Raw genomic sequence first — 24,854 nt, 5'->3', positions numbered from 1 at the left:
ATGTACTTGCAACACCTTTTCGATATAGAAGAATTTAATACTATATAACTAACAGTCCTTTGGAGGTGAAGAGATGGATTTTGGATTTATACTTGAAACATTACCGACACTAATTAAAACCTTGCCTTTAACGCTGTATATATTTTTTATATCAGCATTTTTTGGCTTTTTACTAGCGGTTCTTGTGGCGGCAATTCGAATTGTCAAAGTGCCAGTCCTCCATCAATTATTTGCAGTATATGCTTCCTTTATGCGGAGCACGCCGGGTATTATCCATATTTTTGTGGTGTATTATGGTTTACCGGTTTTATTAAGTAACTTTGGCATTAACATTAATAATATAGACCGTATGGTCTTTTCCGTTATTGCGCTTGTTTTATATAACGGAGCTTTTGTTTCGGAAATTTTACGACCTAGCTATTTAGCCGTCTCTAAGCAACAACATGAGGCTGGAACAAGTGTGGGAATGACACGTTGGCAAACGCACCGTCGGATTATCTTTCCTCAAGTTTTACCGATTGCCCTACCCAGTTTGAGTAACGCCTTGATCGATTTGCTTAAAGATACTTCTTTATTATTCCTTATCGGTTTAATCGATATCATGGGACAAGCCAATATCATCATTGCGAATACTTACGGAGTTTATCAACTAGAAGTCTATGTGGCCATCGCTATTATCTTTTGGATTTTATCGAGCGTTCTTGCGTATGCCTTACAACTACTCGAACGTTACTATAATCGTTATAACCGACAGGAGGGCTAGGCATGAACTTCGATATACAAATTATGATCGACACAATATGGATTGTCTTTCAAGCAGTACCAAGAACCTTCCTCCTAGCTGGAATTATCTTATTCTTCGGAATTATCTTAGGAGCAGTGTTAGCTCTAGTTAAAATCAAACAAATTCCAATGGTGACGACAATCGTTACTATCTTCGTATCTTACATGCGTGGTGTACCCTTAATCGTGCATCTGTATGTCATGATGAATTTATTGCCAGAAGCCGGAGTGTCCTTATTATCGATTTTTGGTGTCACGCTGAAAGTACACGAATTCCCTTCGTTAATTATCGTTTTGATAACCTACTCTTTATTAGAAGCGGCAGTTGAATTAGAAAATATTCGAGGCGCATTTCAATCAATCGATCCTAAGCAAATTGAAGCGGGTCAATCAATTGGAATGACGAGACGGCAAAACTTAACTAGAATCATTATTCCTCAAGCCTTAAGTGTCGCCATTCCTTTATTCTTAAATGCTTTCTTGAAGAACATTAAAGGTTTATCACTGGCGTTTACTGTCGGGGTAGTGGATATCTTAGCGCAGGCGCGCTTTGCAGCTGCTCTAAGCTATCGTTACCTAGAATCCTATATAGCAGCTGCCCTTGTATACTGGATCATCTGTGGCGTCTTACAAGTGATATTCAATCGAGTGGAAGATAAACTTAAATTTGGTGAAGTTAGATAGAACCAATTGTCATAAGCGACAATAAGTAGAGTAAGCTAATACTAAAGGAGTGTGACTTGAATGCATAAAAATGAAAAAATGAAGCAAGCAATTAATGGACAAAAACAACAAAACATCCCGTTTTCTTTTTGGACACACTTGCCTGACATTGACCGTCAACCAAAGAAGCTAGCCGAAGCGAGCTTCCAATTATATAAAGACTATGACCTGGATTTCATAAAAACAATGAATAACGGTATGTATGCAGTAGAAGACTACGGTACAGAAATTGATTTTTCCCAAGTAGCTAAAGGCGGGGTAGCCCAAGTAGTAGATACGCCTATCAAAGAAAATCAAGACTGGACTAAACTAGCAAAGTTAGAAGTAGCCACTGCTACTGCCTTACAAAGAGAATTAACACACTTAAAACATTTACTTCAATTCGTAGACGGACAAGCACCTGTTATCATGACCGTCTTTAGTCCTTTAACGACAGCAGATAAATTAGCACAAGGTCGTCTAGTAGAACTACTCGAACAAGATGATGCGACTCAGTTGCATCAAGCCTTAGAACATATTGCTGAAACAACAGCAGAATTAGCTAAACAAGCGATCGAACTTGGAGCAGCTGGTGTCTACTTTGCTAGTCAAATGAGCTCATACGAGAAGTTAACAGCTAAGCAGTATGAAACTTATGGTGTACCTTATGATTAACAAGTACTTGAAGGTGCAGCGAACGGCTGGTTCAATGCCATTCATATTCACGGTAATGACATTATGTTTGACTTAGTCAAAGATTATCCTGTTCAAGTATTTAACTGGCACATTTGGGAAACTTTACCAGAAATCAAAGAAGGTTTGGATTATACAAATAAATGTGTGATGGGTGGTATTGCCCGAATGGATATTACACATAATCGATTAAATGAGCTGCGCTCACAAATTTATCGCTCAATTCTCAGCACTCAAGGCCGCGGCTTGATTCTAACACCAGGTTGTGGGATTCGTCATCCTTTTGCAGAATCAACCATTCGTTTTATCCAACAAGTGAGAACAGAAACAGAGAACTTGCTAAGCAACTAATACTTTCAAAAAGAGTCCTTATTGATCAGTTAAGGATTCTTTTTTTTTGTGACTTTGCATATGTAAAACGTATTCATAAAATATTTACGAAAATCCATTGACATCGGGTTTTGAACGTTATAACATTACACAGCAAGCAACACACAAGGTGATAGCCAAATCGCTTGTAACGCTTCAACAACAAGGGTAAACAACTTCAATCCGTCAATGTTTCACTGTCAAGCACACTCTCGTGATGATCATAAGCAAACGATAGGTTATTTTAAAGACATCTGTATTTTTTTCATCTTAAGAATCTTACTAAAAAACATTCAAGTGTAACTCAAGCCTATATAATAGTAGATAAAATTTAAAAACATAGAAAACACTCGGTAACACTGAGTTTCTAAGCGATTTCTGATTGGATATTAAAGTCATAAAAAACCTTTAAAGAAAATTATGATTATTTCTTTAAAAAGCCTTGCATTATCATGTTATATTCTATATAATAATCGTTGTGTCTGTAGAAGGTTTTTTTAAATCGAAACAAACGCAAACCTTGGAAACAAGGGAAAGACAGCGATGAAGCGAGAGGTTGCGACACGCTAGGACGAGTTGCCACGGGCTAGTGAAGTTGGAGATTCTTGTGGAGCAAGTCATTTTTAAAATTGACGAAGGAGGAAATTAATCATGGCAAAACAAAAAATTCGTATTCGCTTAAAAGCATATGAGCATAGAGCTTTAGATGTTTCAGCGAACAAAATCGTTGAATCAGCACAAAGAACGGGAGCTAAAACGGCAGGACCAATTCCATTGCCAACTGACCGCTCTTTATATACAGTTATTCGTGCAACGCACAAATACAAAGATTCACGTGAGCAATTCGAAATGCGCACACACAAACGTGTAATCGACATCTTAGAGCCAACTGCTAAAACAGTAGACGCTTTAATGAAGTTAGATTTACCAAGTGGCGTGGACGTAGAAATTAAATTATAAAATAAAAAAATGGAGGTGTACTCATGACCAAAGGAATCTTAGGAACAAAAGTAGGAATGACTCAATTCTTTACGGAAAACGGTGAATTAATCCCTGTAACAGTAATCCAAGCCCCAGCAAACGTTGTTTTACAAGTTAAAACAAACGAAACTGATGGTTACGAAGCTGTACAAGTTGGTTACCAAGACATGCGTGAAGTATTATCAAACAAACCTGCAAAAGGTCATGTAGCAAAAGCAAATGCTACTCCTAAGCGCTTCATTCGCGAGTTTCGTGATGTTGAGCTAGGGGAATATGAAGTAGGGCAAGAAATCACAGTAGAAACATTCGTGGTTGGTGATGTCGTCGACGTGACGGGTACATCAAAAGGTAAAGGATTCCAAGGTGCTATCAAGCGTCATGGTCAATCACGCGGTCCAGAATCTCACGGTTCTCGTTACCACCGTCGTGTTGGATCAATGGGTATGGCATCGGATCCATCTAAAGTCTTCAAAGGTAAAAAATTACCTGGACAAACAGGTGGCGAACGTGTAACTATCCAAAACCTTGAAGTAGTTTCTGTAGATACAGAAAACAACGTCATCTTAATTAAAGGTAACGTTCCTGGATCTAAAAAATCTTTAGTTGAAGTTAAACAAGCAATTAAAACAGTTAAATAATATATCGAGAAGGGAGGAACGAGAGAATGCCAAAAGTTACTTTATATAAACAAGACGGTTCAACAGCCGGAGAAGTAGAATTAAATGAAGCTGTGTTTGGAATTGAACCAAACGAAAGCGTAATTTTCGATGCTGTCATCATGCAACGTGCTTCATTACGCCAAGGTACACACGCAGTTAAAAACAGAAGTGATGTACGTGGTGGTGGACGTAAGCCATGGAGACAAAAAGGAACTGGTCGTGCACGTCAAGGTTCAACAAGATCACCTCAATGGGTTGGTGGTGGAGTTGTTTTTGGACCAACACCTCGTTCATATAGTTATAAATTACCAAGAAAAGTACGTCGCTTAGCGCTACATTCAGTACTTTCACAGAAAGTTCAAGAGAACAACTTGGTAGTAGTAGATGCATTAAACTTTGATGCACCTAAAACAAAAGAATTCAAAGCTGTGTTGGCTGGCTTAAATGTTTCAGAAAAAACACTTCTAATCTTAGAAGGCGACAACGCTAACACTTACTTATCAGCACGTAACATTCCAAACGTTAAAGTCATTGATGACTACAACGTGAATGTTCTAGATGTAGTAACTTACGACAAAGTAATTATTACAAAAGCTGCACTTTCAACAGTAGAGGAGGCTTTAGCATAATGCAATTATCAGAAGTAATTTTACGTCCAATCATCACTGAACAATCAATGATGCTTATGGATGACAACAAATTCACATTCGAAGTTGACACTCGTGCTAACAAAACACATATCAGACAAGCTGTTGAAGCAATGTTTGACGGTGTAAAAGTAGCTAAAGTTAATACACTTAACGTAGCTGGAAAAGCTAAACGCGTTGGTCGTCATAGCGGCTACACACGTAAATACAAGAAAGCAGTTATTACATTGACTGCAGATTCAAACACTATCGAATTATTCGCTAACGCTGAATAATTACTTGAATAATCGAAACAGGAGGGAAACATAGTGGCGATTAAACATTACAAAGCGACTACTAACGCTCGTCGTAATATGACTGGTTATGACTTTTCAGAGATCACAACTAAAACACCTGAAAAAACATTACTAGAATCACAAAAACAACATGCCGGCCGTAACAGCCAAGGTAAAATCACAGTTCGTCACCACGGTGGTGGTAACAAACGTGCTTACCGTGTGATTGACTTTAAACGTAACAAAGACGGAGTAATCGGAACAATTGCAACAATTGAGTACGATCCAAACCGTACAGCTAACATTGCGTTAGTACATTATGAAGATGGTGTTAAAACTTACATCATTGCACCAAAAGGCTTAAAAGTAGGCCAAAAGATTGAATCAGGATCTCAAGCAGATATCAAAGTTGGTAACGCACTAGCATTGATTGACATTCCAGTAGGTACTGTAATTCACAACATCGAATTGAAACCTGGTAAAGGTGCTCAATTAATTCGTTCAGCTGGTACAAGCGCACAAGTATTAGGTCAAGAAGGTAAATACACTTTAGTACGTCTTAACTCAGGTGAAGTACGTATGATCTTATCAACTTGTCGTGCAACTATTGGTGTTGTAGGAAACGAACAACACGAATTAATTAACATCGGTAAAGCAGGTCGTTCACGTTGGTTATCTAAACGTCCAACTGTTCGTGGATCTGTAATGAACCCTAACGATCACCCACACGGTGGTGGTGAAGGTAAAGCACCTATCGGTCGTCCATCTCCAATGTCACCATGGGGCAAACCAACTCTAGGTCTTAAAACGCGTAACAAGAAGAAAAAATCTAGCAAGTTAATTGTCCGCGGACGCAAAAAATAATTGATTAGATGAACAATTCGAAGGGAGGCTACACACTGTGAGTCGTAGTTTGAAAAAAGGGCCTTTCGTTGACTCTCACTTAATGAAAAAAGTTGAGGAACAACAAGAAAGCGCAAAAAAACAAGTTATTAAAACATGGTCTCGTCGTTCAACAATCTTCCCGAACTTTATTGGGTTAACGATTGCTGTATATGACGGTCGCAAACACGTGCCAGTATACGTACAAGAAGACATGGTAGGACATAAATTAGGTGAGTTCGTACCAACTCGTACATATAGAGGTCACGTTGCCGAAGATAAGAAAACGAAAAGACGCTAGACGAAGGAGGGAATTTAAATGACAGAACAAATTACATCTGCTAAAGCAGTAGCTAAAACAGTTCGTATTGCCCCTCGTAAAGTTCGTTTAGTGGTCGATCTTATCAGAGGTAAGCAAATCGGTGAAGCAATTTCAATTTTGAAATTCACGCCTAATGGCGCAGCACCAGTAGTAGAAAAAGTACTAATGTCAGCAATCGCAAACGCTGAACATAACTATGATTTAGATTTAGAAAACTTATACGTAAGTGAAGTATTTGTGGATGAGGGACCAACGATGAAACGTTTCCGTCCAAGAGCTAAAGGTTCAGCTTCGCAAATCTTAAAACGTACAAGCCACATTACTGTTGTGGTATCAGAAAAAGAGGAGGCTTAATCCATGGGACAAAAAGTACATCCAATAGGTATGCGTGTTGGTATCATTCGCGACTGGGATGCAAAATGGTTTGCAGATAAAAAATATGCAGAATTCCTACACGAAGACTTAAAAATCCGTGAATACCTATACACCAAACTTTCAGATGCCTCTGTTTCAACGATTCAAATCGAACGTGCAGCTAACCGCGTGGTAGTTTCTGTTCACACTGCTAAACCAGGTATGGTTATTGGTAAAGGTGGATCAGAAGTTGATGCAGTTCGTGCTGGGTTAACTAAATTAACAGGCAAGAAAGTACACATTAATATTGTTGAGATTAAAGAACCAAGTTTAGATGCTAAATTAGTTGCATTAGACATTGCTAACCAGTTAGAAAACCGTGTAGCATTCCGTCGTGCACAAAAACAAGCGATCCAACGCGTTATGAAAGCTGGCGCTAAAGGTGTTAAAACAATGGTTTCAGGCCGTTTAAACGGTGCAGATATGGCACGTACTGAGTCATATACTGAAGGAACTGTTCCATTACATACTTTACGTTCAGATATCGACTACGCTTGGGAAGAAGCAGATACAACTTATGGTAAATTAGGAGTTAAAGTTTGGATTTGTCGCGGTGAAATCTTACCAGCGAAAAAAAATTCTACGAAAGGAGGGAACTAATCAATGTTAGTACCTAAACGTGTAAAGCACCGTCGTGAATTCCGTGGTAAAATGCGCGGAGAAGCAAAAGGCGGCAAAAATGTTGACTTTGGAACTTATGGTTTAAGAGCGGTTGAATCTAAATGGATTACAAACCGTCAAATTGAAGCAGCACGTATTGCGATGACTCGTTACATGAAACGTGGTGGGAAAGTATGGATTAAAATCTTCCCTCATAAATCATATACGTCTAAGGCTATCGGAGTTCGTATGGGTAAAGGTAAAGGAGCACCAGAAGGATGGGTATCACCAGTTAAACGTGGTAAGATCTTATTCGAAATCGACGGTGTATCTGAAGAAGTAGCACGTGAAGCATTACGTCTTGCCTCTCACAAATTACCAATCAAAACTAAATTTGTAAAACGCGAAGAATATGGTGGTGAATCGAATGCAAATTAAAGATATTAGAGAACTAACCGCCGCTGAAATGGTTGAGAAAGAAAAAGAATTCAAGCAAGAATTGTTCAACCTTCGATTCCAATTGGCGACGGGACAGTTAGAAAACACTGCCCGTTTACGTCACGTACGTAAATCAATTGCTCGTATCAAAACAGTCTTGCGTGAGCAAGAATTGTCTAAGTAGACTAGCAAAAGGAGGCAAATAGAATGAGTGAACGTAACAAACGTAAAGTTTACCTTGGTCGTGTTGTGTCTGATAAAATGGACAAAACAATTACGGTTCAAGTTGATACTCGTAAAACACACCCTAAATATGGTAAACGTGTAAAATACTCTAAAAAATATAAAGCACATGATGAATTAAATAGTGCAAAAGAAGGCGACATCGTTCGTATTATGGAAACTCGTCCATTATCAGCGACGAAACGCTTCCGCTTATTAGAGATTGTTGAAAAAGCAGTCGTTATCTAATACATTAGTTAATTTCGGAAGGAGGACATCGAAATGATTCAACAAGAAAGTCGATTAAAAGTTGCCGATAACTCAGGAGCACGTGAAGTCTTAACAATTAAGGTTTTAGGCGGATCAGGTCGTAAGACAGCAAATATTGGTGATGTGATTGTTGCAACGGTCAAACAAGCAACACCAGGTGGAGTTGTCAAAAAAGGTGACATTGTTAAAGCAGTAATCGTACGTACAAAATCAGGAGCTCGCCGCAAAGACGGATCTTATATAAAATTTGACGAAAACGCATGTGTTATTATTCGTGATGATAAGAGTCCCCGCGGTACGCGTATCTTTGGACCAGTTGCACGTGAATTACGTGATCACAACTATATGAAGATTGTTTCATTAGCTCCAGAAGTTTTATAATTACACACAAAGGAGGAAACAATTCATGCGTATCAAATCTGGCGATAAAGTTCAACTTATTGCAGGTAAAGATAAAGGGAAAACAGGAACTGTTATCAAAACTTTACCAGCTAAAAACAAAGTAATCGTTGAAGGCTTAAACATTGCAAAAAAACATACTAAACCATCTCAAAGTGCTACTGGTGGAATTGAAGAAATTTCAGCACCGATCCATGTATCTAATGTGAAGTTGGTTGATCCTACATCAGGAGAAGCAACACGCGTTGGTTATCGTTTCGAAGATGGAAAAAAAGTTCGTTTTGCAAAAAAATCAAACGAAACAATTAACTAATCCGTGGAAGGAGGATCCTATTAAATGGAAAACCGTTTAAAAGCTAAATATAAAAATGACGTAACAGCTAAACTAGTTGAACAATTTAACTATACTTCAGTTATGCAAGTACCTCAAGTAGACAAAATTGTTGTAAACATGGGTGTTGGCGATGCGACTACTAATGCTAAAAACTTAGACAAAGCTGTCGATGAACTAACATTATTAACTGGTCAAAAACCAATCATCACTAAAGCTAAAAAATCAATTGCAGGCTTCCGTCTACGTGAAGGTATGCCAATTGGAGCTAAAGTAACATTACGTGGCGAAAGAATGTATGATTTCTTAGATAAATTAATTACTGTTTCATTACCACGTGTTCGTGACTTCCAAGGAATTAGCAATAAATCTTTCGATGGTCGCGGTAACTACACTTTAGGTGTGAAAGAACAATTAATTTTCCCTGAAATCAGCTACGATAATGTAGATAAAGTTCGCGGTATGGACATTGTTATTGTAACTACTGCAAACACAGACGAAGAATCACATGCTTTGTTAAAAGAACTTGGCATGCCATTCAAAAAATAATAAGGAGGCGAATAATTAATGGCTAAAACATCGATGAGAGAAAAAAACAAACGTACACCGAAGTTCAAAGTGCAAGAGTATACACGATGCGAGCGTTGCGGTCGTCCACATTCTGTTTACCGTAAATTCAAACTTTGCCGTATTTGCTTCCGTGAGTTAGCATACAAGGGCCAAATTCCTGGCGTTAGAAAAGCTAGCTGGTAATTTTGACGAATATTAGTAACTAAGGAGGTAAACATAAATGGTAATGACAGATCCAATCGCAGATTTCCTAACACGTATCCGTAACGCAAACAGCGTAGGACACAAAACTGTATCTGCTCCTTCTTCAAACGCGAAAGTAGCGATTGCTGAAATCTTAAAACAAGAAGGTTTCATCAAAAACTACGAGGTAGCTGAAGATAACAAACAAAACGTAATTAAAGTATTCTTAAAATACGGTCGTAACAACGAAAAAGTAATCACTGGTATTAAACGTATTTCTAAACCAGGTTTACGTGTATATGCTAAATCAGAGGATGTACCTAAAGTGTTAAACGGTTTAGGTATAGCAATTATCTCAACATCAACAGGTGTTGTAACTGATAAACAAGCACGTCAACAAAGCGTTGGTGGAGAAGTATTAGCTTACATTTGGTAATCCTACCAAATTATTATAAAATTAAACAAGGAGGTGCAGCCCTGTGAGTCGTATTGGTAAAAAACCTGTAACAATCCCAGCTGGCGTAACCGTAGAAATCGATGGTCATACAGTGACTGTCAAAGGACCAAAGGGCGAATTAACTCGTGAGTTAAACCACAACATCCAAGTTGAAGTTAACGAAAACGAAGTAGTATTCACTCGTCCTAACGAATCTAAACTTAGCCGTTCATTACACGGAACAACTCGTTCTATCGTCAATAACATGGTTATTGGTGTATCTGAAGGCTTCAAAAAAGAATTAGAATTAATCGGTGTTGGTTACCGTGCTCAAAAACAAGGAGAAAAACTTGTATTAAGCGTTGGTCTATCTCATCCGGTCGAATTCGAAGGTTCAGAAGGTGTTTCTGTTGAAGTACCTGCTAACACAAAAATCATTGTTGAAGGTTTCAACAAAGAAAAAGTTGGCGAATTAGCTGCTAATATCCGTGCGGTACGTCCACCAGAGCCTTATAAAGGTAAAGGTATTCGTTACGTTGACGAATTAGTACGTCGTAAAGAAGGTAAGACAGGTAAATAATTTACCTGATCGTATCTCCTATATATATACATTAAAAATTAAGATAAAGAGGTGACAATTGTGATTACTAAACCAGATAAAAACAAATTACGTCAAAAAAGACATAATCGTGTAAGAAACAAAATCTCTGGTACTGCTGAGTGCCCACGCTTGAACGTATTCCGTTCGAATACTAACATCTACGCTCAATTAATTGATGACGTAGCGGGTGTGACGCTTGCAAGTGCCTCTAGTAATGATTCAGCAATTGAAAAAGGAACTAAAGTTGAGCAATCAACTGCAGTTGGAAAATTAATCGCTGAACGTGCTATAGCTAATGGATACAAGAAAGTTGTATTTGACCGTGGTGGATATTTATTCCACGGACGTGTTAAAGCTTTAGCTGACGGAGCTCGTGAAAACGGCTTAGAATTTTAAGAAAAGGAGGACACCTATTCATGGTATTTATCAATCCAGATAATCTAGGAGAAATCGAAGAGCGTGTAGTTGCGATCAACCGTGTTACTAAAGTAGTAAAGGGTGGACGTCGTTTACGTTTCTCTGCTTTAGTCGTAGTTGGTGACAAAAATGGTCACGTTGGTTTTGGTACAGGTAAAGCACAAGAAGTACCAGAAGCAATTCGTAAAGCTGTAGAATCTGCTAAGAAAAACTTAATCGCTGTACCAATGTCAGGTACTACAATTCCACATGAAACTATCGGAGAATTCTGTGGTGGACGTGTGTTATTAAAACCAGCTACTGCCGGTTCGGGAGTTGCTGCAGGTGGTCCAGTTCGTGCCGTTATGGAATTAGCGGGCGTTGCTGATATAACAAGTAAATCATTAGGGTCAAATACCCCAATCAACATGATTCGTGCAACTGTTAAAGGTTTAGAACAATTAAAAGTTGTCGAAGAAGTTGCTGCACTACGTGGCAAAACTGTTGAAGAACTATTAGGATAAGGAGGACTGTACAATGGCAAACTTAGAAATCACTTTAAAGCGTAGCTTGATTGGACGTCCTCAAAACCAAGTCGATACAGCTAAAGCATTAGGCTTAACTAAATTGCATAAAGCAGTTGTTAAACCTGATAACGAAGCGATTCGTGGTATGGTTCAAACAATCAGTCACTTAGTAGAAGTAAAAGAAGCGTAATTACTGTAGACTAGTATAAGGAGGTGCCAATTAATGAAACTTCATACATTAAAACCAGCAGAAGGATCTAGACAAGAACGTAACCGTGTAGGTCGTGGTCAAGGTTCTGGTAACGGGAAAACAGCTGGACGTGGATCAAAAGGACAAAAACAACGTTCAGGTGGTGGAGTGCGTTTAGGATTCGAAGGTGGACAAACAGCATTGTTCAGACGTATTCCAAAACGTGGATTCAACAATGTTAACCGTAAAGACTATGCTGTTGTTAACTTAGAAACTTTAAACCGTTTTGAAGATGGTACAACAGTAAACCCAGCTCTATTAATCGAAGCTGGAATCGTTAAAAACGAATTATCAGGTATTAAAATTTTAGGTGAGGGACAACTGGAACGAAAATTAACTGTACAAGCAGCTAAATTCTCCAAAGCAGCAGAAGAAGCAATTACTGCAGCTGGTGGATCAATCGAGGTGATTTAATGTTTTCATTTTTGAAGAATGCCTTCACCATTAAGGATATACGTCAAAGAATATTGTTTACATTATTTATTCTTGCAGTCTTTCGGCTTGGGTCTCATATTCCAGTTCCTGGTGTGAATGCAGCAGAAATACAGTCGCTTACCGATGGTGGTTTGGCTGGACTATTGAATACTTTCGGCGGTGGGGCGTTACAAAGATACTCTATTTTTGCGATGGGTGTCTCGCCTTACATTACGGCTTCAATTATCATTCAATTGTTACAGATGGATATTATTCCTAAGTTGACCGAATGGGCAAAACAAGGTGAGGTAGGTCGTCGTAAGTTAAATCAAACGACTACTTACACAGCTATTGTCTTAGGATTTGTACAATCGGTGGGAATTTCAGTCGGATTTAACCAATTATCAGGTTTAGGCTTAGTGAGAAACCCAAGCGTGGCAACTTATCTTACAATTGCCTTAGTATTAACAGCTGGAACAATGTTCTTAATTTGGTTAGGTGAGCAAATCACTCGTAACGGAATTGGAAATGGTGTTTCAATGTTAATTTTCGCAGGGATTGTTGCAGAAGTTCCAAAAGAAATTTACAGTTATGTTTCTACAAGCATTGTGAATGCAGGCGATCAATTAGGAATGAACATTCTAATTTTATTAGCAGTGATCTTAGTAATTGTTGTGCTGATTGTAATTGTAGTTTTAATGGAAAGAGCTCAAAGACGTATACCAATACATCACTCGAAGAAAGCATCTGGCGCAAGCCATACTGCTCATTTACCTTTAAAAATTAATTCCGCTGGGGTTATTCCTGTAATTTTTGCATCGTCATTTATTACAACACCTGAAACTATTCTTGGATTTATGGATACAGATCCAAATAGTACTTGGATGCAATTTATTGTAAATTTATTTAGTCTTCAACACCCACTTGGTGCTATTTTCTATACAATTTTAATTATTGCTTTTGCATATTTCTATGCTCTAGTACAAGTCAATCCAGAGAAAGTTGCTGAAAATCTTCAGAAACAAAGCGCTTATATCCCAAGCGTGAGACCTGGACATGATACAGAATTGTATATTACAAATCTTATCAATCGATTAAGTGGTGTTGGTGCATTTTACTTAACGTTTATCGCGGTAATGCCAATTGCAATTGGTTTTATATGGAACGTACCAATGCAAATATCACTTAGTGGTACAAGTTTATTAATCGTTGTTGGAGTAGCAATTGAAACAGCTAAACAAATTGAAGGTCGAATGGTAAAACGTCGTTACCAAGGATTTCTTCAAGAATAAAACGTATTAAAAAACGAAGGAAGATAAAGATGAATATATTATTAATGGGATTGCCGGGTGCAGGTAAAGGTACTCAAAGTGAACAAATTGCTAGAGATTATGACATTGTTCATATTTCGACAGGCGATATTTTCAGACAAGCAATCAAAGATGAAACACCTCTTGGATTAGAAGCTAAATCATTCACAGACCGTGGTGATTTAGTTCCAGATGACGTAACTAATGGTTTAGTTCGTGAAAGATTAGCGCAAGCTGATGTTAAAGCGACAGGCTTCATGTTAGACGGGTATCCTCGTACTAAAGTGCAAGCTGAAGCATTAGAAGAAAACTTGAATACTTTAGATACTCAAATCGATGCAGTTATTCTAATTGATGTTGATCCTGATGTCTTAAAAGCTCGTTTAAGTGGACGTATCATTTGTAGAGAGTGTGGCGCGACTTATCATAAAATTTACAATCCTCCTACCGAGGATGGTGTTTGCGATAACTGCGGGTCACATGATTTCTATCAAAGAGAAGACGATAAACCTGAAAGAGTAGCACATCGAATTAATCTTCAAATGGAATCAATTCGACCTATACTTGATTATTACAACCAACGCGGTCTATTACACAAAATCAATGGTGAACAATCAATTGAGGAAGTTTACCGTGAGATTCGTACAATATTAGAGAAATAGATTTATTTCGTCACTTGTTTTGTATATCAGTAAAAAGATTGTTAAAAGGAGGAAGTAATAATGGCTAAAGATGATGTTATCGAAGTAGAAGGTACAGTCATTGAAACTTTACCAAATGCAATGTTTAAGGTTGAATTAGAAAACGGGCATGAAATTTTAGCTCACGTTTCAGGTAAGATTAGAATGAACTACATTCGTATTCTACCAGGTGATAAGGTAACAATTGAATTGTCTCCTTATGATTTATCGCGTGGACGAATTACATACCGCTTTAAATAAGACCATCCGCCAAGTAGTTAAGGAGGGACATAGTTGAAAGTTAGAGCATCAGTAAAACCAATTTGTGAGAAATGTAAAATTATTCGCCGTAACGGACGAGTAATGGTCATTTGTGAAAACCCGAAACATAAACAACGTCAAGGTTAATAAGTAAGATAAGGAGGCAAACAGATATATGGCTCGTATTGCTGGAATAGATATTCCGCGTGAAAAACGCGTAGTTATTGCATTAACATATATTTTCGGAATCGGAAGCACAACTGCTCAAAACATCTTAGCTGAAGCTAACGTGTCAGAAGACACTCGTGTGAAAGATTTGACTAACGATGAGTTAGATCGTGTCCGTGGTATCATTGATGCATTAAAAGTCGAAGGTGACTTAAGACGTGAAGTAAGCTTAAACATTAAACGTCTACAAGAAATCGGTTCTTACCGTGGAAACCGTCACCGTCGTAATTTACCTGTACGTGGACAGAACACTAAAAACAACGCCCGTACTCGTAAAGGACCTAAAAAATCAATCACTGGTAAAAAATAATTAACATAACTTAGATGAAGGAGGTAAAAAACTTCATGGCAAAAAAACAACAAACACGTAGACGCCGTCGTGTAAGAAAAAATGTTGAAAAAGGTATTGCACATATTCGCTCTACTTTTAACAACACAATCGTTATGATTACAGATGTAAATGGTAACGCGATTTCATGGTCATCAGCTGGATCTTTAGGATTCCGTGGATCAAAAAAATCTACACCATTTGCTGCTCAAATGGCATCAGAAGTTGCTGCTAAAGGAGCAATGGAACATGGCATGAAAACACTAGAAGTTACTGTAAAAGGTCCTGGTTCAGGTCGTGAATCTGCAATCCGCTCTTTACAAGCTACTGGTCTAGAAGTAACTGCAATTCGTGACGTAACACCAATTCCACACAACGGTTGTCGTCCACCAAAACGTCGCCGTGTCTAATGATAATTGTGACATTGTTTGTCTAACTATTATGCATCTAAATTATCATTGAAACAAAACGTTTTGAAAGGGGCAGAATAATCAATGATCGAAATTGAAAAACCAGAAATTAGAACGATTGAAGTCAGTGACGATTCCAAATATGGAAAAATCGTCATTGAACCACTAGAGCGTGGTTATGGCACAACCCTTGGAAACTCATTACGTCGTATTTTATTATCTTCTTTGCCTGGATCTGCTGTTACTAGCATTCAGATTGATGGAGTGTTGCATGAATTTGCAACTGTAAAAGGTGTGGTTGAGGATGTCCCAACAATCATCTTACATTTGAAAGAACTTGCATTGAAACTTCACACTCAAGAAGACAAAGTAATCGAATTAAATGTTACTGGTCCCAAAACTGTTACCGCTGCAGACATCATTCATGATAATGAAGTACAGATTCTAAATCCAGATTTATATATTTGTACTTTAGCTGAAGGTGCACAATTAGATATTCAATTAAATGTATCAAATGGACGTGGCTATGTTCGTGGAGAACATAATAAACGTGAAGATATGCCTATTGGAGTCTTACCAATTGACTCTATCTATACACCTGTTCATAAAGTAAATTATCAAGTTGAGAATACACGCATCGGACAGAAAAATGTTTACGATAAACTTACAATGGATATCTGGACAGACGGTTCAATCAGTCCTGAGAAATCATTAAGTTTAGCTGCTAAAATCTTAACTGAACATTTAAATATCTTTGTGAACTTAAGTGATGAAGCACGTCAAGCTGAAATCATGGTTGAAAAAGAAGAAGCAGAAAAAGAAAAAATGCTAGTCATGACAATTGAAGAATTAGATTTATCTGTTCGTTCATACAATTGTTTAAAACGTGCTGGTATTAATACTATCCAAGAATTAACGAATAAGACTGAGTCTGAAATGATGAAAGTACGTAACCTCGGACGTAAATCACTTGAAGAAGTTAAGAATAAGTTAGCTGGTCTAGAGTTAGGTTTACGTGAAGAAGACTAAACTTTTCATTTGTTAGAAAAGGAGGAAAATTTTAATGGCATACCGTAAATTAGGACGTAAAAGTGCGCAACGTAAAGCATTATTACGCGATTTAACAACTGACGTTATCATTAACGAACGTATCGAAACAACTGAAGCTCGCGCTAAAGAAGTTCGTAAAACAGTTGATAAAATGATTACTTTGGCTAAAAAAGGCGATTTATCATCACGTCGTGCTGCAGCAGCTTTCTTACGCAATGAAATTGCTGACGCTAGAATTGAAGATGATAAGGTAGTAATCGAACGTGTTCTAGATCGTTTATTCGATACTTACGCAACACGCTATGAGAACCGTAATGGTGGTTATACACGCATCCTTAAAAAAGGACCTAGACGTGGAGACGCTGCACCAATGGTAATCTTAGAGTTAGTATAATTGCTCTATGTGATTCACTTTTATGATGGAGAGTGTTACGATTAATAAATATTGTTTATTAGTCTAGCTCTATAGCACGAATAATCAGTTAAAATCACTATTATTCAATGATTGAGGTCAATTTTTATAGTTGGTCTCAATCACGTGCTATTCATCGTTTAAGTGTTTTTTTTATACTTAAAATGTGATTCTTTATATTTGTTGTTTGACAAGGACGAAAGATTGAATGACACTTTAAGTATGAAAGAAAACCACTAGTATTTAACGAAGGTTTATTTTTACATATTCTGTGAACCAATAATTAGAGATAGGGAGTGGATGGAATGTCTCAACCAATCATTGCATTAAATAATATATCGTTTCAGTATCCGAACAATGAAACGGACGCTTTACAAGGTGTCTCATTGGAAATTAAGAAAGGTGAATGGATAGCGATCATAGGACCGAATGGATCAGGGAAGTCGACATTAGCCAAGATTATCAATGGCTTATTAGTACCTTATGAAGGTCAAGTCCATATTAACGGAGAACTTTTAAATGAAGAAACTGTTTGGGACGCTCGTCGTGCTGTAGGAATGGTTTTCCAAAATCCGGATAATCAATTTGTCGGAGCAACGGTTGAAGATGATATTGCGTTTGGTTTGGAAAACAATGGCATCCCTCGTGAAGAAATGTTAACACGTATTGAAGACGCATTAGAACAAGTCCGTATTTCAAATTTCCGTGAACATGAACCAGCCCGTTTATCTGGTGGTCAAAAGCAAAGGGTAGCACTAGCGAGTGTTATTGCCTTACGTCCAGATGTAGTAATTCTTGATGAAGCAACTGCTATGCTTGACCCATTAGGTCGTCGAGAAGTGATAGCTGCCATTAGAGAACTAAAAAAAGAGTTTAATTTAACAGTGATTTCTATTACTCATGATATTGATGAAGCAAGTTATGCTGACCGAATCTTTGTGATGAATCAAGGGAAAATAATGAACCGTGATACTCCGGCGAATATTTTTGCATTAGGTGATGATTTAGTCACTATGGGACTAGATGTTCCATTTGCGCAAAAATTAAAACAAGCTTTAATTCAGCGTGGAGTTGAACTGCCAGATACCTATTTAAATGAGGAGGCGCTATTTGAATGGTTAATCAAATCATATTTGATCAAGTAAGTTTTACTTATAGTCCAAACACTCCTTTTGCTGTGGATGTTTTGCATAATGTTAATTTAGCAATTCCGGAGAATAAAGTAACAGCGATTGTTGGTCATACAGGCTCTGGTAAGTCTACTTTGATTCAGCACTTGAATGTACTCTTACGTCCCACATCAGGGTCAGTAACCGTCGTTGGAGAGAAAGTTACCTCAACTTCCGAACACAAGACATTGAAACCTTTACGTAAAAAAGTGGGAGTAGTCTTTCAGTTTCCTGAGGCTCAATTATTCGAAGAAACTGTTTTAAAAGATGTGATGTTTGGACCTTTAAATTTCGATGTTTCCGAAGATGAAGCCATGCGTATTGCTAAAGAGAAACTAGAACTAGTCGGTATACCAGAGTTTTTATATGAGCGTTCACCTTTTGATTTAAGTGGAGGCCAAATGCGCCGTGTAGCGATTGCTGGTGTGCTCGCTTTAGAACCAGAAGTGTTAGTTTTGGATGAGCCAACGGCAGGCTTAGATCCTTTAGGTCACAAGAATATGATGGAAATGTTTATTAACTTACATAAGACAATGAACATTACGCTCGTACTTGTTACACATCAGATGGATGATGTAGCTAAATATGCAGATAATGTGATCGTGATGGAAAAAGGGACGATGGTCAAGAATGGTAGCCCAGCCCAAGTATTCGAAGATGCCGAATGGTTAGATAAAAAACAATTGAGTCTACCCCAAGCAATGGCCTTTAAAACACGAATTACTGAACAAACGGATTTGCTTCTTCCAGAAGTGAAGCAAGCCCCTTTAACGGTTGAAGAACTAGCGGATTATTTGATTAATATCAAAGCATTCAATCAGGCAGAGGAGGCGTAAGTAAATGCTAGAAAAAATGTTATTAGGTCGTTATATTAAGTCGAACAGCTTCGTTCATAAGTTAGATCCTAGAACGAAATTGCTTGGCAGTTTCTATTTTATTCTGATTATTTTCTTGGCGAATAACTGGTTATCCTATCTATTACTTACACTCTTTACGTTTTTTGCGATCTGGTTGAGTGGGATTGATATCAAGTTCTTCTTGAATGGAGTGAAGCCTTTAATTTGGTTAATTCTATTTACAGTCGTATTTCAAGTGTTATTTACCACAGGTGGGACAGTATATTTGCAGTTTTGGGTCTTTCAGATTACATCTGCTGGTCTAATGAATGGGGCATTTATCTTTGCCAGATTAGTTTTAATTATTATGATGTCGACATTATTAACGTTGACAACTGCACCATTAGAACTAACGGATGGAATCGAACATTTACTCCGTCCATTAGCTCGATTTGGTTTCCCGGCTCACGAAATCGCCTTAATGTTGTCAATCGCGTTACGTTATGTACCGACATTGATGGATGAAGCCCAACGAATCATGAATGCCCAGAGAGCACGTGGCGTTGAATTTAACCAAGGAAATTTTGTTGATCGAATGAAGGCTATTATTCCAATACTAGTTCCTTTATTCGTCAGTGCCTTTAACCGTGCTGAAGAAATGGCTACAGCCATGGAAGCACGTGGTTACCGTGGTGGCGAAGGGCGTACTAAGTATCGCCAATTAGATTTCGATCGTAATGATTTATATGTGTGCTTAGGTTACTTAGCAATCACAATAGTCTTAATAGCCTTACGTTTTATTTCATTATAGGAGGAAGTAAGATGCCACGTTTTGCGGTAAAAATTCAATACGATGGCACGAATTATGTGGGCTATCAAGTTCAACCCAATGGACCCAGTATTCAAGCTGAATTCGAGAAAGCTCTAGTTCTGATGGCGAAGTTACCTAAAGGGGAACATATTCCAACATCAAGTTCGGGACGTACAGACTCAGGGGTTCATGCCTTAGGACAAGTGCTTCATTTTGATTATCCGGTCGCTATTAAGACTGATTCGATGTTGAGAGCATTAAATAGTATTCTAGACCCCTCAGTTCGAGTAGTTCAAGTAGCGCATGTTGCGAACGATTTTCATTCGCGATATCATGCTATTTCAAAGGAATATCTTTACCGGGTAGATACCAGTCGGTTTCCAGATCCTTTTAAAAGACTTTATACTTTGCATCACCCTTACCGTTATAGTCTAGAAGCGATGCAGGAAGCAATCCAGAAAATTATTGGCACCCATGATTTTGGCAGTTTCTGTTCTACGAAAACCGATAAAGAAAATAAAGTTCGGACAATTTATGAAGCTGAGGTTTATTTTGATGAGGTGACTCAGGAATTACGCTTTCGGTTTAAAGGCCAAGGATTTCTTTATAATATGGTTCGAATTCTCGTAGGCACACTTTTACAGATTGGTGATGGTTTAAAGTCTGTAGAAGAGATGGATCGTTTACTTGAAGTGCGTGATCGGAATGAAGCAGGCCCAACTGCTTCTCCAGAAGGCTTATATCTCATGAAAGTAGAATACGAGCAAAATCCTTTCAATTAACGATAATTATCAGAGCATTGACCGCTGAGGCTGGTCGGTGCTCTGTTTTATTTTATTAGTGCTTAATGAGGAAGCTGTGATACAATAAGGACATTAATTCTAAAGCGTTGAGGTGTTCGGATGAAAATAAGGCATACAGTAAAAGAAGATATTGAACGAATTCTTGAAATATTTGAACATGGGCGTCAAGTTCAACTTAAAACAGGAAATCCTAATCAATGGCGAAAGGGACATCCTGGACGTGAGTTAGTAATGAAAGATCTGATGGCTGGTTTTAGCTATGTGTGTGTCGTCGATGAAAAGGATCAGACTGATTTACCTGTGGGAACGATTGTCGCTACCTTTGCGGCATTAGAAGGTGAAGATCCTACTTATACGACTGTTGAAGGCGGACAATGGTTAAATGATGCTCCTTATGTGACGATTCACCGGATAAGTACGAGTGGCCAATTAAAAGGGACAGGGCAACATTGCATGCAGTGGGTGATTGATCATTATAATAATATAAAAATTGATACCCATCATTTGAATCAGCCAATGATTCATGTCATTGAGAAATTTGGATTTAAATATTGTGGTGTTATTTATGTTGGTGATGGGACAGCACGTAATGCTTATCACTATACACGCTTAAATTAAGTTAAATGGAGTAAGTGGTAGGATTAAACAAAAAGAATTGCATCCTAATGAATAGGGCAGAAAAACGGGTCGAAAGGCCGTCTGTTTTTTTTGTCCTATTTGGTCTTGGTGTAGTTTAATTTATAGTTGATGATGTAAGTGTTAGAATGGAGTTAATAGCTTGTTAAGGGGTGAAGAGCATGATGATTAAGTTGAAAAGTAAAGTGGTCAATCGGATGGAACATTCGGTGCATACGGATGTTGACGGTTATCCAGTGAGATTGGTGGAGTATGCTTACGAATTGGACGGACCAAATTGTAAGGGGTCTGCTAAAGTTCATCATTTAATTTACGAGATGGAGGATACTGACAGTGTACCGGTGCTTTTTCGAGGATTTATGAAATTTGAAGGTGAGATTAACCAGCAAAAAGGATGTTTTCTTGCACATGAAGATGGAGCGATTCATCAAGGAGCTGTAACGGCCAAAGGAAGAATTGTTGATGCGACGGAGGAATTGTTAATGTTAGTGGGGAATTACGTTTTTACACAATTGCTGACAGAAGATGAATTTGAATTGCAATTTGATATTGAGTTATAAGATCAGGGCGCTTTAGACACGTAAGAAAGGAAGATTTGATGCTTAAAGATTTTGATTTTGATCAAGTAGACAATCGATATGATAATTTCAAGCGTTCAGCATTAGGCGACCAGTTGGATCAATTACAACGAATTGTTCAGCGTCTTGATATTCCTGTTTTAATATTAGTGGATGGTTGGGAAAGTTCAGGTAAGGGGTTTGTCATCAATGATTTGACACGTGAACTAGATCCTCGTTATGTTCGAGTGGAAGTGTTTGAGCAACCGAATGCACAAGAGCAAGATTATCCAAGTGTTTGGCGTTTCTGGCGCAAGATACCAAGTCGTCGCGAGATGGTGGTATACGACCGTAGTTTTTATTACCAAGTGTTTAATCATGATCAGCGAACGGATGAGAAACTCTCGCAAAGAGTCGATGAGCTTTTATCATTGGAGAAAATATTGATTGATGATGAAACAATTGTGATTAAATTGTTTCTAAATGTCACACAAGAAACTCAGAAAGAAAATATCAAGCGTTTAGAAAAGTCTAATCGTAACCAATTACTCCTGTCAGACGAAGACTATCGACAAAATGATGACTATTGCGGTCACCAAGAATGGTTTGATAAAGTGCTCAAGGCGACGGATTTACCTTACAGTCATTGGAATATTATCGCTGCAGAAGATTTAAAATTGGCATCGAAGACTGTTTTAGGATTAGTCATTGAACAAATTACAGCGGGTATCGAACAGATTACGTTAAGACGCAGTGGCAAAGATGATTTACCGCAACACGTATTTAATGCGGATAGTTTGCCACTTGATGAAGTAGATATCACCTTAAAGTTATCCAATAAAGAATATGATAAGCAATTAGAAACATTACAAAAACAAGCCTCAGAATTGGTGTATGAGTGTTATGTGAAGAAAATTCCGATTGTATTAGCTTTTGAAGGAGTGGATGCTGCTGGTAAGGGTGGTGCGATTAAACGCTTAACTCGTCACATAGATCCGCGAAGTTATAAAATTTATGGAATTAATGCCCCTAATCAAGTGGAGAGTTTGTTTCATTATCTCTGGCGCTTTCAAATTGAAATGCCTCAAGATAATGAGATGGTCATTTTCGACCGTAGTTGGTACGGACGTGTCCTTGTGGAGCGAGTTGAAGGCTTTGTTCATCAAACGGCTTGGGAGCGTGCATATGATGAAATTAATCAGATGGAAGCCGTGTTAACGAATCACGGGACTGTCGTGATGAAGTTTTTCTTATATATCGATGCCGACGAGCAAGCGAAGCGTTTCCAAGCAAGATTAGATGAAGCCGAAAAGAATTATAAGATTACTTCTGAGGATTGGCGCAATCGAGAAAAGTGGAATGAATACATTGAGGCGATGAACGAAATGTTAGTACGCACGAATACGCCCCATGCGCCTTGGTATATTGTGCCGGGGCAAGATAAGTACTATGCGAGGGTACAAGTGTTGAAGCATTTCATCGAACACATCAAAGCACATTTAACAACACGTGAGGAATAATGAATTAGCTTGCTAATCTTAGATACTAAATTGTTAAACTATCGATCTTATGTCGGTAGTTTTTTGTTATAAAAAACGCCATAAATGGGAAAAGTATCAAAAATCAACGTTTAAATGCCTAAAATCAATATAAAGTCCAAATAATTAGAATTTAATGATAAAAATGTGACTAATATGAAAAAACACCTTGTAAACTTGCCATGAATATCTTATAATTCAGACATGAACGAATTAATGGGAGGAAATAACATGAGATTAAAGAAAATTGGATTAACCTTTTTAGCAAGTGTAGCAATTGTTGGTTCATTAGCCAGTACAACCGCTTTAGCGCAAGAGACAGTAAAAATTGGAGCAAACTATGAATTATCCGGCGGAGCAGCATCCTATGGACAAGCAATGGCTAACGGGTTAGAATTAGCGATTGAACAAGTTAACGCTGAAGGTGGCGTCTTAGAGGGTCAACAATTAGAAGCAATTATTTTTGATAGCCAATCTGAATTAACAGAATCTGCTTCTGTTGCGACACGTTTAGTTGGAGAAGGTGTTGTCGGTATTGTTGGACCAGCAACAACAGGCCAAGCCAATGCTCAAATTCCTATTATTGAAGAAGCAGGTATTCCAGTTATTTTACCAGCTGCAACTGGGGATGGTATTACTTTAGACGATAGTGGAAGTGTATTAGAATATTTGTTTAGAGTATGTTTTGAAGACTCTTACCAAGGGGCAGCAGCTGCTGCTTATGCTACAGAAACATTAGAGGCTCAAACTGCCGCTATTTTAACTGACCAAGCATTAGATTACTCACAAGGTTTAACAGACTCGTTTGTGACTCAGTTTGAAGAAGCTGGCGGAACCATTGTAGCTAATGAATCCTATACAAGTGGTGATACAGATTTCTCAGCTGTTTTAACATCATTATTAGTGCAAGAATTTGATGTATTATATGTACCAGGTTACTATACAGAAGGTGGATTAATTATCCAACAAGCACGTCAAATGGGAATTACGCAACCAATCTTAGCGGGCGATGGGTTTGCATCACCAACATTGGTTGAATTAGCGGGCGCTGAAAACGTTAATGATATTTACTTTACTAACCATTTCTCATCTGAATCAGAAGAGCCTGTAGTAGTGGAATTTATGGCTGCTTATGAAGAGAAATTTGGCGTAGAACCAGATGGTTTTGCTGCTTTGGGTTATGATGCGGCAATGTTATTAATCGACTCAGTAGAAAGAGCGGGCTCTACAGATCCAGAAGCTGTCAAAGATGCGATTGCTTCAACGACAGAATTTGCCGGAGTAACAGGAACTTTCGCGATTGACGAAAACCATAACCCGGTTAAACCAGCGACAATGATTACATTACAAAATGGTGAAATTACAAACGCTGAATTAGTATCAGCAGAATAATCATTAGAAACTCTGCTCGGGATACGATAGTGTCCCGAGCTTTTTTAATTTAAGGCATGATTTGACTGT

At 38.0% G+C, this 24,854-nt stretch carries 41 protein-coding genes; all 41 read left to right on the top strand.

The window, feature by feature from the left end; all coding sequences use genetic code 11:
* Positions 1 to 73 precede the first annotated feature (73 nt).
* Positions 74 to 763, top strand: a complete 690-nt coding sequence (locus ACTQ45_RS07160) for an amino acid ABC transporter permease (protein WP_441763331.1) — start codon at positions 74 to 76, stop codon at positions 761 to 763.
* A gap of 2 nt (positions 764 to 765) precedes the next feature.
* On the top strand, positions 766 to 1,467 hold the full coding sequence (locus ACTQ45_RS07155) for an amino acid ABC transporter permease (RefSeq protein WP_441763330.1): 702 nt from the start codon (positions 766 to 768) through the stop codon (positions 1,465 to 1,467).
* 60 nt (positions 1,468 to 1,527) lie between these two features.
* Complete coding sequence (locus ACTQ45_RS07150; protein ID WP_441763329.1) at positions 1,528 to 2,160, top strand: uroporphyrinogen decarboxylase family protein; 633 nt, start codon at positions 1,528 to 1,530, stop codon at positions 2,158 to 2,160.
* A gap of 63 nt (positions 2,161 to 2,223) precedes the next feature.
* A complete protein-coding gene (locus ACTQ45_RS07145) occupies positions 2,224 to 2,529 on the top strand; it encodes a hypothetical protein (protein WP_441763328.1) in 306 nt (101 codons plus the stop codon).
* 669 nt (positions 2,530 to 3,198) lie between these two features.
* Positions 3,199 to 3,507, top strand: coding sequence for a 30S ribosomal protein S10 (gene rpsJ / locus ACTQ45_RS07140; RefSeq protein WP_441753454.1), 309 nt, complete (start codon positions 3,199 to 3,201; stop codon positions 3,505 to 3,507).
* 23 nt (positions 3,508 to 3,530) lie between these two features.
* Entirely contained in the window at positions 3,531 to 4,166 is a 636-nt protein-coding gene (gene rplC / locus ACTQ45_RS07135) for a 50S ribosomal protein L3 (RefSeq protein WP_441753452.1), read from the top strand.
* A 26-nt stretch (positions 4,167 to 4,192) separates the two neighbouring features.
* A complete protein-coding gene (gene rplD, locus ACTQ45_RS07130; protein WP_441753451.1) occupies positions 4,193 to 4,816 on the top strand; it encodes a 50S ribosomal protein L4 in 624 nt (207 codons plus the stop codon).
* Positions 4,816 to 5,109, top strand: coding sequence for a 50S ribosomal protein L23 (gene rplW, locus ACTQ45_RS07125; protein ID WP_441753449.1), 294 nt, complete (start codon positions 4,816 to 4,818; stop codon positions 5,107 to 5,109). The genes rplD and rplW overlap by 1 nt, the downstream gene beginning before the upstream one ends.
* Before the next feature lie 33 nt (positions 5,110 to 5,142).
* The gene (rplB, locus tag ACTQ45_RS07120; RefSeq protein WP_441753448.1) at positions 5,143 to 5,973 is read left to right on the top strand and encodes a 50S ribosomal protein L2; all 831 of its coding nucleotides are present in this window, start codon (positions 5,143 to 5,145) and stop codon (positions 5,971 to 5,973) included.
* Between the two features lie 37 nt (positions 5,974 to 6,010).
* Positions 6,011 to 6,292, top strand: coding sequence for a 30S ribosomal protein S19 (gene rpsS, locus ACTQ45_RS07115; protein WP_441753447.1), 282 nt, complete (start codon positions 6,011 to 6,013; stop codon positions 6,290 to 6,292).
* 18 nt (positions 6,293 to 6,310) lie between these two features.
* On the top strand, positions 6,311 to 6,667 hold the full coding sequence (gene rplV, locus ACTQ45_RS07110) for a 50S ribosomal protein L22 (RefSeq protein ID WP_441753445.1): 357 nt from the start codon (positions 6,311 to 6,313) through the stop codon (positions 6,665 to 6,667).
* A 3-nt stretch (positions 6,668 to 6,670) separates the two neighbouring features.
* Positions 6,671 to 7,327 carry a 30S ribosomal protein S3 gene (gene rpsC / locus ACTQ45_RS07105; RefSeq protein WP_441753443.1) on the top strand — a complete coding sequence of 219 codons (657 nt, stop codon included), beginning with the start codon at positions 6,671 to 6,673 and terminating at the stop codon, positions 7,325 to 7,327.
* Between the two features lie 3 nt (positions 7,328 to 7,330).
* Positions 7,331 to 7,765 carry a 50S ribosomal protein L16 gene (gene rplP, locus ACTQ45_RS07100; RefSeq protein WP_441753442.1) on the top strand — a complete coding sequence of 145 codons (435 nt, stop codon included), beginning with the start codon at positions 7,331 to 7,333 and terminating at the stop codon, positions 7,763 to 7,765.
* Entirely contained in the window at positions 7,755 to 7,949 is a 195-nt protein-coding gene (gene rpmC, locus ACTQ45_RS07095) for a 50S ribosomal protein L29 (RefSeq protein WP_441753440.1), read from the top strand. Before rplP ends, rpmC begins: the two co-directional genes overlap by 11 nt.
* A 23-nt stretch (positions 7,950 to 7,972) precedes the next feature.
* Positions 7,973 to 8,236 carry a 30S ribosomal protein S17 gene (gene rpsQ / locus ACTQ45_RS07090; RefSeq protein ID WP_441753438.1) on the top strand — a complete coding sequence of 88 codons (264 nt, stop codon included), beginning with the start codon at positions 7,973 to 7,975 and terminating at the stop codon, positions 8,234 to 8,236.
* A 33-nt stretch (positions 8,237 to 8,269) separates the two neighbouring features.
* The gene (gene rplN, locus ACTQ45_RS07085) at positions 8,270 to 8,638 is read left to right on the top strand and encodes a 50S ribosomal protein L14 (protein ID WP_441753436.1); all 369 of its coding nucleotides are present in this window, start codon (positions 8,270 to 8,272) and stop codon (positions 8,636 to 8,638) included.
* 25 nt (positions 8,639 to 8,663) lie between these two features.
* The gene (gene rplX / locus ACTQ45_RS07080) at positions 8,664 to 8,969 is read left to right on the top strand and encodes a 50S ribosomal protein L24 (protein WP_441753434.1); all 306 of its coding nucleotides are present in this window, start codon (positions 8,664 to 8,666) and stop codon (positions 8,967 to 8,969) included.
* A gap of 24 nt (positions 8,970 to 8,993) precedes the next feature.
* Positions 8,994 to 9,536 carry a 50S ribosomal protein L5 gene (gene rplE, locus ACTQ45_RS07075; protein ID WP_441753433.1) on the top strand — a complete coding sequence of 181 codons (543 nt, stop codon included), beginning with the start codon at positions 8,994 to 8,996 and terminating at the stop codon, positions 9,534 to 9,536.
* 18 nt (positions 9,537 to 9,554) lie between these two features.
* A complete protein-coding gene (locus ACTQ45_RS07070) occupies positions 9,555 to 9,740 on the top strand; it encodes a type Z 30S ribosomal protein S14 (protein ID WP_441753431.1) in 186 nt (61 codons plus the stop codon).
* 37 nt (positions 9,741 to 9,777) lie between these two features.
* Entirely contained in the window at positions 9,778 to 10,176 is a 399-nt protein-coding gene (gene rpsH / locus ACTQ45_RS07065) for a 30S ribosomal protein S8 (protein ID WP_441753429.1), read from the top strand.
* 43 nt (positions 10,177 to 10,219) lie between these two features.
* On the top strand, positions 10,220 to 10,756 hold the full coding sequence (gene rplF / locus ACTQ45_RS07060; RefSeq protein WP_441753427.1) for a 50S ribosomal protein L6: 537 nt from the start codon (positions 10,220 to 10,222) through the stop codon (positions 10,754 to 10,756).
* Between the two features lie 60 nt (positions 10,757 to 10,816).
* Positions 10,817 to 11,173, top strand: coding sequence for a 50S ribosomal protein L18 (rplR, locus tag ACTQ45_RS07055; RefSeq protein WP_441753426.1), 357 nt, complete (start codon positions 10,817 to 10,819; stop codon positions 11,171 to 11,173).
* A gap of 20 nt (positions 11,174 to 11,193) precedes the next feature.
* Positions 11,194 to 11,697: a 30S ribosomal protein S5 gene (gene rpsE / locus ACTQ45_RS07050; RefSeq protein WP_441753424.1), complete on the top strand. Its 504-nt coding sequence runs from the start codon at positions 11,194 to 11,196 to the stop codon at positions 11,695 to 11,697.
* 13 nt (positions 11,698 to 11,710) lie between these two features.
* Positions 11,711 to 11,890, top strand: a complete 180-nt coding sequence (gene rpmD, locus ACTQ45_RS07045) for a 50S ribosomal protein L30 (RefSeq protein ID WP_441753422.1) — start codon at positions 11,711 to 11,713, stop codon at positions 11,888 to 11,890.
* 33 nt (positions 11,891 to 11,923) lie between these two features.
* On the top strand, positions 11,924 to 12,364 hold the full coding sequence (gene rplO, locus ACTQ45_RS07040) for a 50S ribosomal protein L15 (protein ID WP_441753420.1): 441 nt from the start codon (positions 11,924 to 11,926) through the stop codon (positions 12,362 to 12,364).
* Positions 12,364 to 13,656 (top strand): preprotein translocase subunit SecY, encoded by a 1,293-nt coding sequence (gene secY, locus ACTQ45_RS07035; protein ID WP_441763327.1) that lies wholly within the window; start codon positions 12,364 to 12,366, stop codon positions 13,654 to 13,656. Before rplO ends, secY begins: the two co-directional genes overlap by 1 nt.
* A 29-nt stretch (positions 13,657 to 13,685) precedes the next feature.
* Complete coding sequence (locus tag ACTQ45_RS07030) at positions 13,686 to 14,336, top strand: adenylate kinase (protein ID WP_441763326.1); 651 nt, start codon at positions 13,686 to 13,688, stop codon at positions 14,334 to 14,336.
* Between the two features lie 60 nt (positions 14,337 to 14,396).
* Positions 14,397 to 14,615 (top strand): translation initiation factor IF-1, encoded by a 219-nt coding sequence (gene infA, locus ACTQ45_RS07025; protein ID WP_153831127.1) that lies wholly within the window; start codon positions 14,397 to 14,399, stop codon positions 14,613 to 14,615.
* A gap of 33 nt (positions 14,616 to 14,648) precedes the next feature.
* Positions 14,649 to 14,762 (top strand): 50S ribosomal protein L36, encoded by a 114-nt coding sequence (gene rpmJ / locus ACTQ45_RS07020; protein ID WP_153831128.1) that lies wholly within the window; start codon positions 14,649 to 14,651, stop codon positions 14,760 to 14,762.
* A 28-nt stretch (positions 14,763 to 14,790) separates the two neighbouring features.
* Entirely contained in the window at positions 14,791 to 15,153 is a 363-nt protein-coding gene (gene rpsM / locus ACTQ45_RS07015; RefSeq protein ID WP_441753414.1) for a 30S ribosomal protein S13, read from the top strand.
* Positions 15,154 to 15,188: 35 nt separating this feature from the next.
* A complete protein-coding gene (gene rpsK / locus ACTQ45_RS07010) occupies positions 15,189 to 15,581 on the top strand; it encodes a 30S ribosomal protein S11 (RefSeq protein ID WP_441753412.1) in 393 nt (130 codons plus the stop codon).
* Positions 15,582 to 15,665: 84 nt separating this feature from the next.
* Positions 15,666 to 16,610: a DNA-directed RNA polymerase subunit alpha gene (locus tag ACTQ45_RS07005; RefSeq protein WP_441763325.1), complete on the top strand. Its 945-nt coding sequence runs from the start codon at positions 15,666 to 15,668 to the stop codon at positions 16,608 to 16,610.
* Positions 16,611 to 16,644: 34 nt separating this feature from the next.
* Positions 16,645 to 17,025, top strand: a complete 381-nt coding sequence (gene rplQ / locus ACTQ45_RS07000; RefSeq protein ID WP_441753408.1) for a 50S ribosomal protein L17 — start codon at positions 16,645 to 16,647, stop codon at positions 17,023 to 17,025.
* A 323-nt stretch (positions 17,026 to 17,348) separates the two neighbouring features.
* Entirely contained in the window at positions 17,349 to 18,188 is an 840-nt protein-coding gene (locus ACTQ45_RS06995; RefSeq protein ID WP_441763324.1) for an energy-coupling factor ABC transporter ATP-binding protein, read from the top strand.
* A complete protein-coding gene (locus tag ACTQ45_RS06990) occupies positions 18,158 to 19,048 on the top strand; it encodes an energy-coupling factor ABC transporter ATP-binding protein (protein ID WP_441763323.1) in 891 nt (296 codons plus the stop codon). Before ACTQ45_RS06995 ends, ACTQ45_RS06990 begins: the two co-directional genes overlap by 31 nt.
* Before the next feature lie 4 nt (positions 19,049 to 19,052).
* On the top strand, positions 19,053 to 19,859 hold the full coding sequence (locus tag ACTQ45_RS06985; protein ID WP_441753403.1) for an energy-coupling factor transporter transmembrane component T family protein: 807 nt from the start codon (positions 19,053 to 19,055) through the stop codon (positions 19,857 to 19,859).
* Between the two features lie 11 nt (positions 19,860 to 19,870).
* Positions 19,871 to 20,641, top strand: coding sequence for a tRNA pseudouridine(38-40) synthase TruA (gene truA, locus ACTQ45_RS06980; protein WP_441753401.1), 771 nt, complete (start codon positions 19,871 to 19,873; stop codon positions 20,639 to 20,641).
* Between the two features lie 120 nt (positions 20,642 to 20,761).
* On the top strand, positions 20,762 to 21,280 hold the full coding sequence (locus tag ACTQ45_RS06975) for a GNAT family N-acetyltransferase (protein ID WP_441753399.1): 519 nt from the start codon (positions 20,762 to 20,764) through the stop codon (positions 21,278 to 21,280).
* A 179-nt stretch (positions 21,281 to 21,459) separates the two neighbouring features.
* Positions 21,460 to 21,858, top strand: coding sequence for a DUF3224 domain-containing protein (locus tag ACTQ45_RS06970; RefSeq protein ID WP_441753397.1), 399 nt, complete (start codon positions 21,460 to 21,462; stop codon positions 21,856 to 21,858).
* Between the two features lie 38 nt (positions 21,859 to 21,896).
* Positions 21,897 to 23,375 carry a hypothetical protein gene (locus ACTQ45_RS06965; RefSeq protein ID WP_441763322.1) on the top strand — a complete coding sequence of 493 codons (1,479 nt, stop codon included), beginning with the start codon at positions 21,897 to 21,899 and terminating at the stop codon, positions 23,373 to 23,375.
* A 249-nt stretch (positions 23,376 to 23,624) separates the two neighbouring features.
* Positions 23,625 to 24,785 (top strand): ABC transporter substrate-binding protein, encoded by a 1,161-nt coding sequence (locus ACTQ45_RS06960; RefSeq protein ID WP_441753395.1) that lies wholly within the window; start codon positions 23,625 to 23,627, stop codon positions 24,783 to 24,785.
* The last annotated feature ends 69 nt before the right edge of the window (positions 24,786 to 24,854 follow it).

Origin of the sequence: Fundicoccus sp. Sow4_D5 (assembly GCF_052116365.1) — a bacterium.
Taxonomy (GTDB): domain Bacteria; phylum Bacillota; class Bacilli; order Lactobacillales; family Aerococcaceae; genus Fundicoccus.
Note: the sequence above shows the minus strand (reverse complement) of the source record. Positions and strands in the feature narration are given on the sequence as shown.